The organism is Jeotgalibaca caeni, assembly GCF_028863945.1.
In the GTDB taxonomy this organism is placed as follows: domain Bacteria; phylum Bacillota; class Bacilli; order Lactobacillales; family Aerococcaceae; genus Jeotgalibaca; species Jeotgalibaca caeni.
Genome location: NZ_JARBEA010000001.1, coordinates 1 through 15,895, shown reverse-complemented (window position 1 = coordinate 15,895; position 15,895 = coordinate 1). Strand labels below are relative to the sequence as shown.

The window sequence follows — 15,895 nt, the reverse complement described above, 5'->3', positions numbered from 1 at the left end:
CATTTCCTTTCCTGCAGTCTTTTATCATTATGTCATAATGTTAAAGCGGTTTCAATGAAAAAACAGTTTTTACTTAATTTTTAACTAAATGTTTGCAAATTCCGTTTGCTATTCCTTTCTCCGTATAGTAAGGTTTTACGTAAATACAGCAATGAAAGGGGTTTAATTATGACTGGGTTTTGTCTGAATTGGGGCACAGAAATCATATATGAAGGAAATATCCCTCCTTCCATAGCGTCCTTTGTACAAATTTTTCAGCGTGATCTTACGTGGGCTCTGACAGAAGGGGAGAACTTCATAGCTAATAAAATCATTCTAAGTCAAGCAAGCGGAACAGATGTAATGGTGGAACAATTTCAGCTCAACATTACGGAGGACCACATTCAAGTATTTGCAAAGGATGAACGAGGATTTATTTACGCCTTGCTCTACATCAGCGAAACGTATTTGGGAGTGGATCCTCTTTGGTTTTGGAATGATGTGTTACCAGCACCAAAAAATACCATTATCATTGAAACAGGAACCTATCTCTCACCTATTCCGAAAGTTCGTTATCGGGGATGGTTTATTAATGATGAGGTACTGCTGGCTAAGTGGCAGTATGGTTCAAATGAAGAAGAAAAATGGGAGCGAATATTTGAAACGCTCTTGCGCTGTAAGGGGAACATGGTTATTCCCGGCACAGACTTGAGTGATCCAATGCCGAAACAAGTGGCATCACGAATGGGGTTAATGCTGACCCATCATCACTCAGAGCCTCTAGGAGCAGAAATGTTTGCTCGGATATACCCTGATAAAAATCCCTCATACACAGAAAACAAAGAGTTTTTTATGGAGCTGTGGCGGAAGGCAATTATAGAACAACAGCATCAAGAAGTGATTTGGAACATTGGGTTTCGTGGACAAGGCGATCGCCCTTTTTGGGCGGATGACCCAACATTTGATACGGACAAAAAGCGAGGCGCATTGATTAGTGAAATTATTCAAGCACAATATGATTTGATTTCTCAATACCAACCGAATCCAATTTGTTGTGTGAATCTGTACGGCGAAGTAACGGATTTATACCAAAAAGGGCTCCTTTCGATACCGGATCAGATTATTAAGGTATGGGCAGATAGCGGATATGGAAAGATGGTTTCAAGAAGACAAGGCAACCACAACCCGCGCTCCTATTCCCAACCATCTGAAAATCATACCGGGTTGCATGGGATTTATTACCACATTACTTTTTATGACCTGCAAGCATCGAACCATTTGACGATATTTCCGAATACCCCAGCCTTTATCCAGCAGGAACTGACGCAGTCCTTTGATAAAAATATGGATGAGTATGTCATTGTTAATGTGGGAAATATACGCCCGCACTTATTGTATATTACCTTGATTCGTGAGATTTGGGAGAAAGCAGAAGTGGATGTTACGAAGCTGGAAGAAACCTATGTTAAGAGGAACTTTCCAGAAAAATATGAAGAAGCGCAACAAGCGTTTCATGACTATCAAGCAGCGATTTTGAATTATGGAGAGCACTTGGATGAGCGTGCGGGGGAACAGTTTTACTTCTATGCGATCCGATACCTTGCCCATGCATGGCTAAGTGGAAAGAAGGAAGGGACTGACCGTTTGCACTGGCTGACTGGCGAAAAAAGTCTTCTGCAACAAGTTGAACAGATTGAGCAGCTCCTACTCTCGAAGAAAGCACAATGGGAGGAACTCTCTCACCGCTTGCTTCCCATAACGAAGTTGGGAGAGGAAGGGAACCGGATTTATGACCAACTCTATCTGCCTACATCGATTCATAATCAGGGTCTACAAGCGCTATATTATCTATGCAGGGGCATGAAAGAATGGGAATCAAAGGATTCTCTGGCAACCTTTATGCACCTCTTGGTAGCTCAAGAACAGGTAACAGACTTGGTGCAGAAAATGGCATTCAGCACACAGCTGAAGTGGCAAGATTTTTATGCCAATGACTGCTTGACGAATGTTTCCTTAGCAGTTGAGATTCTGGAGACACTCTCCAAGTACGTACGTCTCGTAGGGGACGGACCAAACTTCTATAGCTGGGAAAAAGCGTACCTAACGGATAAAGGGGAAAGTGCGGTTATGTTGCTCACGAACAAGTCCAAACAGTTATCCAGTACTGAACTATATCAGAGATTGAAAGAGAAGAAATCGATGTAGCGCCTTGCCGTTACTATATAAAAGAGGTGGAATATGAATCCTTATTTCAAACCATTTACAGAGCCATCGAGCGAATATACCCAATTTCCCTTTTGGTTTTGGAACGATGCTCTAAATTTTGAACAAATCGAAGAAAGCATGGAAGACTTCAAGGCTAAAGGAGTCGATGGCGTAATCATCCATCCACGAATAGGTTTAAGCGAAGAAATCGGGTATCTAACGGAAACGTATTTTGAATATGTTTCTTGTGCGGTTGAGAAAGCTGCACAGTTAGAGATGAAAGTTGTTTTATACGATGAAGGGATGTATCCTTCAGGTTCGGCTCATGGAGAAATCGTGAGAAACCATCCAGAGTTAGCTTCAAAAGGGTGTGTTACGTTAAAAAAATCCACAATGAACCAGTATCCATATGAACCAATTCGGATTATTGAAACATACTCTGAGGAAGAAGAGACCGTCCTTTTATATGGTCCCTCAGGTGGAACGATTCGCGGCGTTCATGTAGGTGAAGATGACTCCCAACATCCACCAGCGTCTGCAGATTTGTTGCACCCGGAGACGGCTCTGCTCTTCATCGCGTATACGCATGAGAAGTACTATGAGAAATTATCCCCTTATTTTGGTAATACGATTATTGGGTTCTTTACGGATGAGCCGGATATATTGGGCAGGAATGCTTTTCCTGGAATGATTCCTTGGACAGCAGAGATGGTAGAGAAATTAGCGGAAGCGGGGATTGGTCCAGAAGCATTACCGCAATTATTCCAGCCGGATACACCCGAGAAACAAATTTATGACGATATCATAGCGCAATTATTGTCCCAGAATTACTATGCCGTACTATCAAAATGGTGTGAAGACCATGACATTTCCTTGATGGGGCACCCTCACGGGAGTATGGACATTGGGTACTTGGAACATTTTCAAATTCCTGGGCAAGATATGGTATGGCGCTGGGTTGGACCAGGCGAAAGGGGTGGGATAACCGGGAAAGATAGTACTGCGGCGAAATGTTCTGCTGACGCTGCACGACATTTGGGAAGAAGACGGAACTCGAATGAAATATTCGGCTGTTGTGGACCAGATGGCAAACAATGGGCGTTTACGCTCAGTGACATGAAATGGTATCTTGATTGGCTGTTTATCCGTGGTGTCAATCTCATCATCCCACATGCATTTTTCTACTCCCTGCGTGGAATTCGCGGGGAAGACCGTCCACCTGATGTAGGACCGCATAACATTTGGTGGCCTCATTACCGCATCATGGCGCAATACAGCAAAAGAATGAGTTGGTTGATGACTGATGCGATCAACCAAACAAATATTGCCGTATTATGCAAAAAGGATGATCTGCCATGGGAAGAAGTGATTCCTTTTTGGGAAGAGCAGATGGAGTTTAATTACGTAGAGGAAAAATATCTCGACCAGCTGCCGGTAAAAAATGGTTGGATTGAAATAGGTGCACAACGCTATAATGTACTAGCCGTAGCAGAGGGCTTTTCATCCCTGACAAAGCAGAAAATTATGGCACTGGAGAAAAAGGGATTAACCATCCTTCCAATCAGCGAAGTAGCGGAGATGAAGCGGAATGCCTTGTACCGTCCAACCTTATCAATAAGGGTTCCACAGATTCGTTATAGCCAGATTGTCAAAGACGGGCGAACTTTTTATTTGTTCAGTAATGAAGGGGAAGCGTTGTGTGAGTTTGAATGGCTGGCTCCTGATTGCTTGCTAGAGCTGCAACCAATGACTGGTGAAATTTATACATCTCCCACCCAGGATGGAAACAAGCAAGTGAAGCTATATCCCAGAGAATTAAAAATATTTACCGAAAAAAGAAACGATGAAGAGTACCCTCTGCTAGAAGTTAGTAAACTGAAGGAAATACAAGGAGATATTCAAGTAAAAACAGAACCTTTTTCCTTATCTGATTTTTCGGACTGGACAAACATCGATCCCGCTTATTCAGGTGAAGTGTGTTACCACATTACCGTAACCGTTCCTCCTGAAAATGAGAATCGTCATTTCGTGCTAGATTTGGGAGCAGTGAATGATATCGTAAGGTCCATTTCAGCAGATGGAACAGAAACAATCATTTTTACAGCTCCCTATCAGATTCCATTAGAGACTGCTGATGAAAATGGGGAAATCGAGATTGAAGTTTATGTGCAGAATAGTTTAACCAATCAGTATGAAGCCAATCCGAGAAGCTCAGGTATTTTAGGACCTGTGAACGTGTTAGAGAAAAGCTGAATCATTTTGATTGGAGGCAGGGAGGAAAAACCCTGCCTTTTTTACGTATTTCAATAAAATGAAAACGATTTCTTGGTGTGAGGTTTTGTTGCACTTTTTTGCAAAGAACTATTCTAAACGTTGGTATAATAACGTTTTACCGCAATCGGCAAAAAAAGACAATTGTAGGAAATCGCTTTCTTCGATATTTTTGATGTAGAACGTAGAGCAAGCAAGGAGGAGGGTAGATGAAAAAGAAATTAATCTATGAAAATCCATTGGTGAAGGAAGCAGATGTGACAGGTTGGATAAAAGAAGGAAATGTCTTGTATTCCTTTGAAGAAGGTCTTGTGTTAGAAAACGGAGACCCTGAATCACTGGGGGACAACGCACATTGGACGTATTGGTTGCCAGAAGAATTTCCAAGTGATATTGAAATCCATTGGGACTTTCTTCCGATAAGAGAACCGGGATTGTGCATGATTTTTTTTGGGGCTAAAGGAGCGTCAGGAGAATCAATCTTTGATGAGAAGTTAAAAAAGAGAAACGGCTATTATCCTCAATATCATTCAAGCGACATCAATACGTATCATCTTTCTTATTTTCGGCATAAATATGAATCTGAACGAGCGTTTCGAACGTGTAACTTGCGAAAGAGCAGCGGGTTCCACTTCGCTGCACAAGGAGCCGATCCGCTTCCACCAGTTGAAGATGCCAATAGGTACTATCATTTAAAAGTATGTAAGAAAGAAAATACGATCTCGTTTCAAATTGATGATCTGCCTATCTTTCAATGGAAAGACGATGGAGAGCAATTTGGACCAGCTTTAGAAAGTGGTCATATTGGCTTTCGCCAAATGGCCCCAATGAAAGCAAAGTACCACAATTTACAAGTTTATGAGTGGGTAACGGAGTAGGAGGAAACCTAGATGACCACTTCAAGTTCATTCTTTCAGAAGGTTTATAGTGGCTTAAACCATTTATATATTTGTGCCATCCTTCAGGCACTTTTTGTATTAGGGTTTGTATTGGGACTAGGCATATTTGGACTGGGTCCTAGTTTTGTAACAACCATGGAAGTAGCCAAGGAATACCACCAGCATAAATTAACCAAACCGCTGCGGGTATACCTGGAAAAATATAAAAAGAACTTTGTGCTTGCCAATAAAGTGTTCCTTCCGCAATGTATTGTATTTGCTTTTATCGAAGTAGATAAGCAAATTAATTTCGGATGGAGTGGAGAAGTACAAGGCATCTTTCTTTCTATCTTGGTAATAACTCAATTTTTACTCTTTATTTCAATGATGACTTCCGGTGCCTTGCTAACGAGTTATTGGTTAAGACCGTTGGAAGCGATCAAGAAGAGTATGCCCTTTATCTTTTATAACATAGGAGGAATGTTACTGATCATCCTATGGACAGGAATCTGTTATTACGGGTCTCTTTTACTGCCTGGTCTCATTCCTTTCTTTAGTTTTGGATTGTGGATTGTAGTGATCGAAGGGATGTATTTAAGACTCTTTGAAAATAATGAAGAAAGGATGATGGAAAGTCAAAAGGAACAAGCAATCGCAAAGTAGGAAGATTGGAGTGACAAAAGGTAAATGACAATGAAGTGGTTGGATCAAGCCGTTAGGGTGAAGAAGGGAATTTCTTGGGGAATTCCTTGGGACAAAGGAACCTTAACAAAGGATGAAGCAGTTCAACTGAATCAATTGGGTAACCGACCGGCTCAAACAAAAGTAATGGCGTATTGGCCGGATCAATCAGTTAAATGGACGGCTCATGCTGCTGTATTCGAAGAAAACGAAAAAATTACCAACGATTTATCAAGAAATGATCAAGAAAAAACGATCCCGGTAGCCTTAGAGAAGTATAATGGAGTGTATGTGGATAATGGAGCGCTGCAAGCCTTTTTCCCAAAACAAGGTGTTCTAGGAACCGTAATCGAATGGATCAAGGTAAACGGGAAAAGAAAGGCGGAGTCCTTGCGGCTCTTTGCCGAGTCTGATTCCAAACGACTTCTCGCTCTGATTGAAAAAATCGAAGTAGAAGAAAATGGCCCAGTAAAAGCAGTAATAAAAGTAACCGCAAAAATAATGAAGAACGAGAAATGTCTTCAAGAAGTAATTGTTCGTTTTCGCTTCTACCAAGGCGTTCCTCATATAGAAGTCGTACATACTGCTATTATTGCAAGTGCCGACTCTCTCGATGGGATTGGTTTAGAACTACGTACACAGCTAGAAGGAGAACCTTGGAACCGGCATGTTCGGCTGATGGGTGAAGAAGGAATCTACACAGAACCTGCCCAACTATTATTGAGCAGAAGACATGCCGTAGCTAATACGCATTATGAACGGCAACTTTCTGGCGAAATAGTAGAATTCGATCAAGAAGAGCCAGAACTATTGATTCACGCAAGAGAGAATGCGATATGGAATCAGTTTCACCTTACCCAGCTTCGGCCCAATCACTATGAAATAACGAAGAAAACGGGACAAGACTATACCAATTTGCAAATTGGTTGTGGAAATCGTTCCAAGGGAATGGTGTATGTCGGGGGGAGAAGTGGCGGAATCAGCTGTGCAATTGAAAAGTTTTGGGAAAAAGCTCCAAGAGAAATAGCAGTGACCGAACTTACCGGAACCTCCACGAAGATGACTATTTGGCTGTGGACACCAAAGGGAGGAACAATCGACTTTCGACATTATTCAGAACGCAATCACATGCTTAGCGCCTATGAAGGAATGGAAGAGAATCGCTCTACGCCAATTGGAATTGCCAATACGAATACAATGATGCTATCTGTATTTACGGCACCGCCTTCTAATGAAGAGTTGGTAGCGCTTGCGGAAGAAGCGAGTCAACCGGCTCGAATTGTTTCGCAGCCCGAAGATTATTATCGGACCAAGGCTCTGGGAGTGTGGAGCTTACCGAATCGATCCACTCCGATGAGCAGCTTTTTAGAAGAACAGATGTTATTTCTAAGAAAGTTTTATATCAAAGAAATCGATCAAAGAGATTGGTATGGCTTTTGGAATTATGGAGACGTCATGCATACGTATGATCCGTATCGTCATGTTTGGCGCTATGATATGGGCGGCTATGCATGGCAGAATACAGAACTCGTGCCCAACATGTGGTTATGGCAAGATTTCCTTCGTACAGGAGATGCAGAAGCCTTTTACTTAGCGGAAGCGATGACTCGCCACACATCAGAAGTTGATCAGTACCACCTCGGAGAGTATAAAGGATTGGGTTCGCGCCACAATGTTCTTCATTGGGGCTGCCAATGTAAGGAAGCCAGAATTTCGATGGCAGGGCTGCATCGATACTATTATTTCCTGACGGCTGACGAACGAGTAGGCGATCTATTAACCGAAGTGAAGGACAATGAACAGACTATTTTCGATGAACTAGCTCCATTAAGAGAGTTTTATCCAGAAAAAGTAGAAGAGAAATATCCCATTCGAGTAGGTCCAGACTGGGCTGCCCTTACTTCCAACTGGTTTACGGAGTGGGAAAGAACGGGAAATGGCAACTATCGAAATCATATTGAAACAGGAATTCATTCCATAAAAAACACAAAAAATAGATTGCTGACAGGTCCTACTTATTTGTTCGATAAAGGAACGAAGGAAATGCACGATTACGGTACTGGGAACGTTGGCGGATACCATATGATTATCTCCTTTGGTGCTCCTCAAGTATGGCTCGAATTAGCTCAGAGTTTAGGGGATGAGGAATGGAAGGACATGCTGGCTGAATTCGGAGCATTTTATGCCCTTCCGAATGAAGAAAAGAAAGCACGTACAGGAGGAGACTTGTATGATCAGCATTTCGCCTGGCCCGTTTTTGCCTCTGGTCTGATGGGTTATGCAGCTTCTCACTACAAGGATGAAGAACTTGCCCGTCATGCTTGGAACGTTTTGCTGAATGAATCGATATCGGGTGTACCGTTGCCGATGGAAGCTTCCCTGAAAAAAGTTACCAATTGGAAATCAATAGAAGAACTTCCTTGGATTTCTACGAATATTGCTTCTCAATGGTGTCTCAACATCATTCTATGTTTAGAATTTATTCAGGAATACTTACCAGAATCAATCAAACAAAAAATATTGGAGGAAGAAAAATGAATTTCAAAAAGATTGTTACAACCTGTGGAGCTGTTTTACTTTCAAGTTTAGTCTTGGGTGCTTGTGGAGAGGCCGCATCTTCAAGTGGGGAGACATCTGGCTCAACAACTGCTGCAGAATTTGATGCGAGTACAGTTACTTTGATGGTTCCCTTCATCGAAACCACACCGCCAGAAGAAGACAATGCGATACTAGAGAAAATGGAAGAATATACAGGAAAAGATATTCAAATTACTTGGGTACCTAATCCATCTTATGCAGATAAAATGAATATTACCTTGGCTTCTGACGATATTCCTCAAATTATGGTTATTCAAGGAAAAGACCCTGGATTCATTAAATCAGCCGAGAGTGGAACATTCTGGGAATTATCAGAATACTTAGATGATTATCCAAATCTTTCTCAAGCGAATCCTGAAGTCTTAGAGAGCTCGAGTGTGAACGGAGAAATTTATGGAATTTACCGTTCTAGAGATTTGATGCGATCAACAGCTATTTTCCGGAAAGATTGGCTCGAAAAATTAGGATTGGAAGCACCAAAGACAGTAGAGGAATTGTATAACGTAGCAAAAGCCTTCACAGAAGAAGACCCGGATGGAAACGGAGTAGATGATACAACCGGTATTATTATTCCTAACTTTGCTCAAGCATTCGACTTATTGAATATCTGGTTTGGAGCTGGCAATGGTTGGAAAGAAGTGGACGGCGAGTTGATTCCTTCCTTTATGACGGAGGAGTACCTTGAATCCATTCAATTTGCTAGAAAGATGGCAGAAGAAGGCCTGATTAACCGCGACTTTGCTACTCTATCATCTGATAAATGGAATGATCCATTCATTAATGGAACGGGAGGAATCATTTTAGATACTCATTCACGTGCTGCTACTATCACAAATACAATGAATACCGATGAAGTTGCCGGACAAGATTTCGTAACGATCACAGGAAACCTGGCTGGACCGGATGGAAATACATATGCACAGCCAACCGCTGGATATTCCGGTTTCCTCGCTATTCCAAAATCTTCTGTACAATCTGAGGAACATTTACGAGCCGTTCTTGATTTTATTGACAAGACGAATGATGCTGAAATGCAAGTGTTGATGAATAACGGGATTGAAGGAGTGAACTTTACAGTGGAAGATGAGTACTCGGTTGCTGTAACAGAAGTAACTCCTGAAATTGAAGAAATCAATACCGCAATCAAATCGTATTCACAAATGGGAACAAACGTAACCGAAGAAAGTCATATTTATACTGCCAAACCAGCTACAGAAAAGGCAGAAGCTGCATGGAAGCTACGTAAAGACTTAGAAGCGAGAGATTTAGAATTTGCTGTCTTTAACCCTGCTGCAGCTTACGTTACGGAAACCTATGCTACAAAAGGTGCACAACTTGACCAAATTATTACCGATGCTCGTGTACAATATATTGCCGGCCAAATCGATGAAAATGGTTGGAAAGATGCCATTGAACTATGGAAACAAAGCGGCGGGGAAGATTTGATTGCTGAAACAAATGAATTGCACCAAGCCAATAACTAAATGAATGGAAAAGAGGCAGGAACGTTTGTGCCTGCCTCTTTTTTACATTCGTACGTACAGAATGAAGGAAAAGGGGTTGAGAGGATTGAGCACCATAAAAACAGAAACAGCGTCTCAAAGGGAAATCGCATTAAAACCACCGGCAAAAAAACGGATGACTTCTTCTTTTATCCAACTCAAAGATTTTATTAAACATGTCAAAAATAACAAATGGTTGTACTTACTAGTTGTACCTGGACTTCTCTATTTTTTGATTTTTAAGTATGCACCTATGTACGGAATTATCATCGCTTTTAAAGATTATGTTCCGAACTTAGGGATTCATGGCAGTAAATGGGTAGGGTTAGAGAACTTTAGGGACTTTTTTATTAATCCTGATTTTATGCGGATTATGAGTAATACGCTTATCATTGCGTTCTTAAACATTCTAGTCGCTTTTCCAGCTCCGATTGTTTTGGCATTACTGTTGAATGAGGTCCGCCAAGCGATTTACAAACGGATTGTGCAAACCATGGTATATGTTCCGCACTTCTTATCTTGGACCATTGTCGCAAGTATCACGTTTATCTTATTCTCCATCGATGGAGGAATCGTTACCAAATTGGCTCAATCCATTACAGGGCAAGAAATCAGCTTTTTGACAGACCCGCAGTGGTTCCGTCCTTTGATTGTGCTACAGGTTATCTGGAAAGAGATGGGATGGGGAACCATTATCTACTTAGCCGCTCTTTCAGCAGTAGATCAGGAACAATATGAAGCTGCCATTATGGACGGGGCAGGTCGTTTCCGTAGAGTTTGGCACATTACCTTGCCTGCTATCCGTAGCACCATTGTCATTATGCTCATCATGCGAGTAGGTTCGATTCTTTCTACAGGTTTCGACCAGATTTATTTAATGACGAATGCTTTGAATCGATCGGTCGCAGATGTTTTTGATACCTATGTGTATATGATGGGGATTACAAGCGGGGCTTACAGTTATAGTACAGCTGTCGGATTATTCCGTTCTGTTATCGGAATTGTTTTAGTACTATCAACCAATAAACTAGCGAAAAAATTAGGTCAAAATGGCCTTTACTAGGAGAAGGAGGAACAAAGATGCACACCATGCACAATACGAAAGCAGGAAAAATTTTTGATTTCTTTAACATCATCTTCCTGTCCTTTTTGGCAATCATCATGCTGCTACCTTTTCTATATGTAATCGCAGCTTCCTTTGCCACAGAAGCAGAAATCGCCACTCGTCCATTCTTTTTGATTCCAGAGACGATTACCTTTGAAGCATATCGATATATTTTTACTACGCCAGCATTTATGAGAAGTTTGATGGTTACGATTGGCGTTACCATTGGTGGAACGCTAATTCAGTTATTCTTTACATTCTCATTTGCCTATCCTCTATCAAGAGCGAAGTTAAAAGGAAGAAATGTCCTGTTGAACATGGTTATTTTCGCTATGCTCTTCTCAGGAGGAATGATTCCTACCTTTTTAGTTGTAAAAAACTTAGGTTTGTTAGATACCTACTGGGCACTCATGCTCCCAGCTGCCATCAATCCCTTTAACTTAATGATCATCAAAAACTTCTTTCAAGAAATGCCGCTTGAACTAGAAGAGTCCGCACGTATGGACGGTGCTACAGAAATAACGATTTTAACGAAGATTTTCTTGCCTCTATCGAAACCAATTCTGGCTACTTTTACGCTTTTCTATGCAGTCGGAATTTGGAATGACTTCATGAGTGGATTATTGTATCTGAATGACAGTACCAAGTGGCCGATTCAACTCTTGCTGCGTCAAATAACGATGTCTTCCAGTGCGCTGAACAATACAGCGTTAATGGATCCAAACTATATTCCTCCAGAACAAGGGATGAAATTTGCGGTCATTATTGTTGCCACGTTACCAATCCTTATTGTATATCCCTTCTTGCAAAAGCACTTTGCAAAGGGAATGATGATTGGCTCAGTAAAAGGATAAAAATAAGAAAGGGAATGACAAGGATGAATCAATATGTCATTACATATCCAGAAGGAAAGTTTAAGGCTTTGACATTCAGCTATGATGATGGGAAAGTCGCGGATCGTCGGTTGATAGAAATATTTAATCGATATGGTTTGAAAGGCACATTCCATTTAAACGGAGGACTTTTTCATGATGAAGGAGAGTCCTCTTCTTCACGAATTGGAAAAGAAGAGGTGACGTCTCTCTATCAAGGGCATGAAGTGGCGTGTCATACGTATACACATCCGACGATTGCTCGATGCCCGCTTGAAAAGGTCACGGAAGAAGTATTGGAAGACCGAAAGGCTTTGGAGGAGTTCGTACCATATCCAGTTCAAGGTTTTTCATACCCGAACGGATCGTATACACAGAAAATTAAAGAGCTGTTACCGTTTCTCGGGATTGAGTATGCCAGAGTAGTAGGAAATAGCAATCAGTTTCAATTGCCGAATGACTGGTATGAGTGGATGCCAACGTGTCACCATAATCACCAGTTAATGGAATTGGGAAAACAATTTGTTTCTTTGGATAAAAGTCAGTACTTGTATCTCATGTATGTGTGGGGACATAGCTATGAGTTTGATGCAGACGGAAATTGGGACTTGATGGAAGAGTTCGCGCAACTCGTATCTTCACAGGAAGATATTTGGTTTGTCACAAATCTGGAGTTCAAACAATATATGGATGCAGCAAACCGATTAGTATTTACACGAAATGGAGACCGAGTGTGGAATCCAAATGCACAATCCATATGGATAAAAGTAAACCAACAAGTACATACGATTAAACCGGGGATGAATACCTTAACAACCTAAAAAACTCACACAAAACCAAGTAAGCAGAAATATATTTGTGGTTTTTTTAGAGAAAGTGTGGAAAAAGTATTGAGTTATCTTCCTTCCTTCGTTATAATGAAGTTTATAAATTTCTAAGTATCAACTAGGGAGGATCACCATGATTATCAATGAATTATTTGTAGAACGAAAAACGATTTTGAAAGCGATTGATTTGATGATGGACAATTTGACTCAAATCAAAGACGATAGCGGGGAATTTTTGTTAGACTTCGATGGCTTAAAAGTAGACGATAAAAGCTGGACTGTTTGGAACTGGCCGCAAGGTGTTGGCTTATACGGAATCTTTAAGTACTGGAAAACAACGAATGATGAAAAAGCATTAAAAATCGTTACCGATTGGTTCGAGCAACGCTTATTAGAAGGTGCACCACCAAAAAATGTCAATACAATGGCGCCACTACTAACAATGGCTTTCTTGTATGAAGAATTTGGCGATCAACGTTTTGTACCTTATTTAGAACAATGGGCAGACTGGGTTATGTACGATATGCCTCGCACGAATGACGATGGCTTACAACATATGACATATGGTCCTGAAAACAAGAATCAATTATGGGATGACACCTTAATGATGACGGTATTGCCGCTGGCTAAAATCGGGATGATGTTTAATCGACCAGAGTATATAGAAGAAGCGAAGAAACAGTTCTTGATTCATATCAAGTATCTAGCAGATAAGAAAACTGGTTTATGGTATCACGGCTGGACTTTTGAAGAAAATCATAACTATGCTGAAGCTCTTTGGGCTCGCGGAAACTGTTGGATTACGATTGCGATACCAGAAATCATTGAAATTTTGGAATTAAAAGAAGGCGATTTCTTTAGAGAATTCTTAGTGGATACATTAAATAGCCAAGTTCGTGCCTTAGCTTCTATGCAAGATGAAAGCGGTTTGTGGCATACGCTATTAGATGATCCAAATTCCTATCTGGAGTCCTCTGCTACAGCCGGATTTGCATACGGTATCTTGAAGTCTATTCATAAACGTTACATCGGAAAAGAATATGAAGAAGTAGCTGAAAAAGCCATTTTGGGCTTACTAAATGAAATTGACGAAACAGGTACCGTGCAAAAGGTTTCGATTGGAACGGGAATGGGAGATACGCTCGACTTTTACCGTGAAATCGGAATTACAGCGATGCCTTATGGACAATCCTTGACCGTGCTAGCATTTGCAGAGTTGTTGGTATCTTTTGTTTAAGATTCAGAAGGAAAAGATTTTCGATAAGCTAAGGAGAAATAGCAATGAGAAATTTCAATAAAAGAATGAAAGCAGTTTTACTAAGCGGAGCGGCGCTCCTATCTTTAACTGCTTGTGGTTCATCCGATCAGACAAGTGCTTCTGAAGATACGATAGTATTGAGATACTCCTATGCAAGTAATAGCCAACCGGTTATTGACTCCATGCAGTTGTTTGGAGACTTAGTAGAGGAAAAAACAAATGGGGAAGTAGTCATTGAATACTTTCCTGATGGACAGTTAGGTGCAGAGAGAGAACTAATTGAATTAACACAAACCGGTGCGATTGACTTCACCAAAGTCAGCGGATCAGCGTTAGAAAGTTTCTCTAAAGATTACTCCATCTTCTCCGTTCCATATTTGTTTGACAGTGAAGATCACTTCTTTCGTGTCATGGAAGATGAATCAATTATGGAGCCGTTATACCAATCAACAGCTGACTTAGGTTTTGTAGGGCTTACTTATTACGATTCTGGACAAAGAAGTTTCTATATGGTTGACGGACCAGTTAACCACCCGGATGATTTAAAAGGAAAGAAAATCCGGGTTCTTCAAAGTGAAACCGCTATTCGGATGGTAGAAATGCTAGGAGGATCCCCAACTCCGTTAGGTAGTGATGAAGTATATACTTCTATGCAGTCAAATTTAATTAACGGTGCTGAGAACAATGAATTTGTTTTAGTTACTGCTGGACATGGAGATATTGCGAAATATTATTCCTACGATGAACATACTCGTGTTCCGGATATTGTCATCATGAACCAAGCGTCTATGGAGCAATTGACAGCAGAACAACAGCAAGCGATTCATGAAGCAGCGGCGGAATCAACTGCATTTGAAAAAGAGGTCTTCAAGCAAGCAGTAGAGGAAGAAAAAGCTGCTGCAATCGAGCAATACGGTGTTCAATTCAATGAAGTTGATAAAGCTCCTTTTCAAGAAGCGGTCCAACCCTTACATGAAGAGTTCAAAAACAGTGAAGAGTTTGGAGAACTGTATGAAGAGATTCGCAACTTAGGCGATCAGGCCGAATAGGAGTGTAGGAGAAAATGGTTAATTTAAAGAAATATCTAGACAAGGCCCTTGAATTAGTCTGTGGAAGTATTCTGGTTATCATGGTGTTGGTAGTAATTTGGCAAGTAATTGCCAGAACAATTCTTAATAACCCAAGTACCTTAACGGAAGAATTTGTACGTTTTAGTTTAGTGTGGCTGGCGATGTTGGCTTCCGCTTATGTAGTAGGGAAGAAGAGTCACTTAGCCGTTACTTTGTTAAGTGACAATTTAAACGAAAAAAACCAACGTATTTTGGAGATGATCATTCAAGTTCTATTCGTTCTTTTTGCAGCGATTATCATGATTTACGGAGGCAGTAAAGCTGCATCCTTAACCATGAGTCAAATCTCGCCTTCATTAGGAATTCCAATGGGCTTCATTTATTTATCTGTACCGGTTTCTGGTGTACTGATGCTAGTTTACAGTTTGATGAACTTATTCAGTATTATCACGAATCGTCCGTTGGAGGAACCTACACGAGAAATAATCGAGACAGAAGAAGAAATTCTGAATAGAGGAAGGTGAGAATCGAATGGAATTACAAGCAGGTTTAATTTTATTAATTGTCTTTATCCTGAATAATTCATAGTTTTTCTAATATGCTCTCTAAACCTTGTCCCGTCCTTGTTTTTCATATTGTTATCCGACAC

At 40.8% G+C, this 15,895-nt stretch carries 12 protein-coding genes; all 12 read left to right on the top strand.

The window, feature by feature from the left end; all coding sequences use genetic code 11:
* The first annotated feature begins 168 nt into the window (after positions 1 to 168).
* The 12 genes from PVE40_RS00060 to PVE40_RS00005 all read left to right on the top strand — a co-directional run bounded on the left by PVE40_RS00060 (position 169) and on the right by PVE40_RS00005 (position 15,770).
* On the top strand, positions 169 to 2,184 hold the full coding sequence (locus PVE40_RS00060) for a glycosyl hydrolase 115 family protein (RefSeq protein ID WP_274729840.1): 2,016 nt from the start codon (positions 169 to 171) through the stop codon (positions 2,182 to 2,184).
* Between the two features lie 33 nt (positions 2,185 to 2,217).
* Complete coding sequence (locus tag PVE40_RS00055; RefSeq protein WP_274729839.1) at positions 2,218 to 4,437, top strand: glycosyl hydrolase family 2 protein; 2,220 nt, start codon at positions 2,218 to 2,220, stop codon at positions 4,435 to 4,437.
* Between the two features lie 227 nt (positions 4,438 to 4,664).
* The gene (locus PVE40_RS00050; protein WP_274729838.1) at positions 4,665 to 5,333 is read left to right on the top strand and encodes a DUF1961 family protein; all 669 of its coding nucleotides are present in this window, start codon (positions 4,665 to 4,667) and stop codon (positions 5,331 to 5,333) included.
* A gap of 12 nt (positions 5,334 to 5,345) precedes the next feature.
* Positions 5,346 to 5,996, top strand: coding sequence for a YesL family protein (locus tag PVE40_RS00045; RefSeq protein WP_274729837.1), 651 nt, complete (start codon positions 5,346 to 5,348; stop codon positions 5,994 to 5,996).
* Between the two features lie 24 nt (positions 5,997 to 6,020).
* Positions 6,021 to 8,552, top strand: a complete 2,532-nt coding sequence (locus PVE40_RS00040; protein WP_274729836.1) for an exo-rhamnogalacturonan lyase family protein — start codon at positions 6,021 to 6,023, stop codon at positions 8,550 to 8,552.
* Positions 8,549 to 10,096, top strand: a complete 1,548-nt coding sequence (locus PVE40_RS00035) for an extracellular solute-binding protein (protein WP_274729835.1) — start codon at positions 8,549 to 8,551, stop codon at positions 10,094 to 10,096. Before PVE40_RS00040 ends, PVE40_RS00035 begins: the two co-directional genes overlap by 4 nt.
* A gap of 85 nt (positions 10,097 to 10,181) precedes the next feature.
* On the top strand, positions 10,182 to 11,177 hold the full coding sequence (locus tag PVE40_RS00030) for an ABC transporter permease (RefSeq protein WP_274729834.1): 996 nt from the start codon (positions 10,182 to 10,184) through the stop codon (positions 11,175 to 11,177).
* Positions 11,178 to 11,194: 17 nt separating this feature from the next.
* Positions 11,195 to 12,073 carry a carbohydrate ABC transporter permease gene (locus PVE40_RS00025; protein WP_274729833.1) on the top strand — a complete coding sequence of 293 codons (879 nt, stop codon included), beginning with the start codon at positions 11,195 to 11,197 and terminating at the stop codon, positions 12,071 to 12,073.
* A 23-nt stretch (positions 12,074 to 12,096) separates the two neighbouring features.
* On the top strand, positions 12,097 to 12,912 hold the full coding sequence (locus PVE40_RS00020) for a polysaccharide deacetylase family protein (RefSeq protein WP_274729832.1): 816 nt from the start codon (positions 12,097 to 12,099) through the stop codon (positions 12,910 to 12,912).
* Positions 12,913 to 13,051: 139 nt separating this feature from the next.
* Positions 13,052 to 14,155 (top strand): beta-galactosidase BglB, encoded by a 1,104-nt coding sequence (gene bglB, locus PVE40_RS00015; protein ID WP_274729831.1) that lies wholly within the window; start codon positions 13,052 to 13,054, stop codon positions 14,153 to 14,155.
* 65 nt (positions 14,156 to 14,220) lie between these two features.
* On the top strand, positions 14,221 to 15,225 hold the full coding sequence (locus tag PVE40_RS00010; protein WP_420828497.1) for a TRAP transporter substrate-binding protein: 1,005 nt from the start codon (positions 14,221 to 14,223) through the stop codon (positions 15,223 to 15,225).
* Between the two features lie 14 nt (positions 15,226 to 15,239).
* Entirely contained in the window at positions 15,240 to 15,770 is a 531-nt protein-coding gene (locus PVE40_RS00005; RefSeq protein ID WP_274729829.1) for a TRAP transporter small permease, read from the top strand.
* Positions 15,771 to 15,895 lie beyond the last annotated feature (125 nt).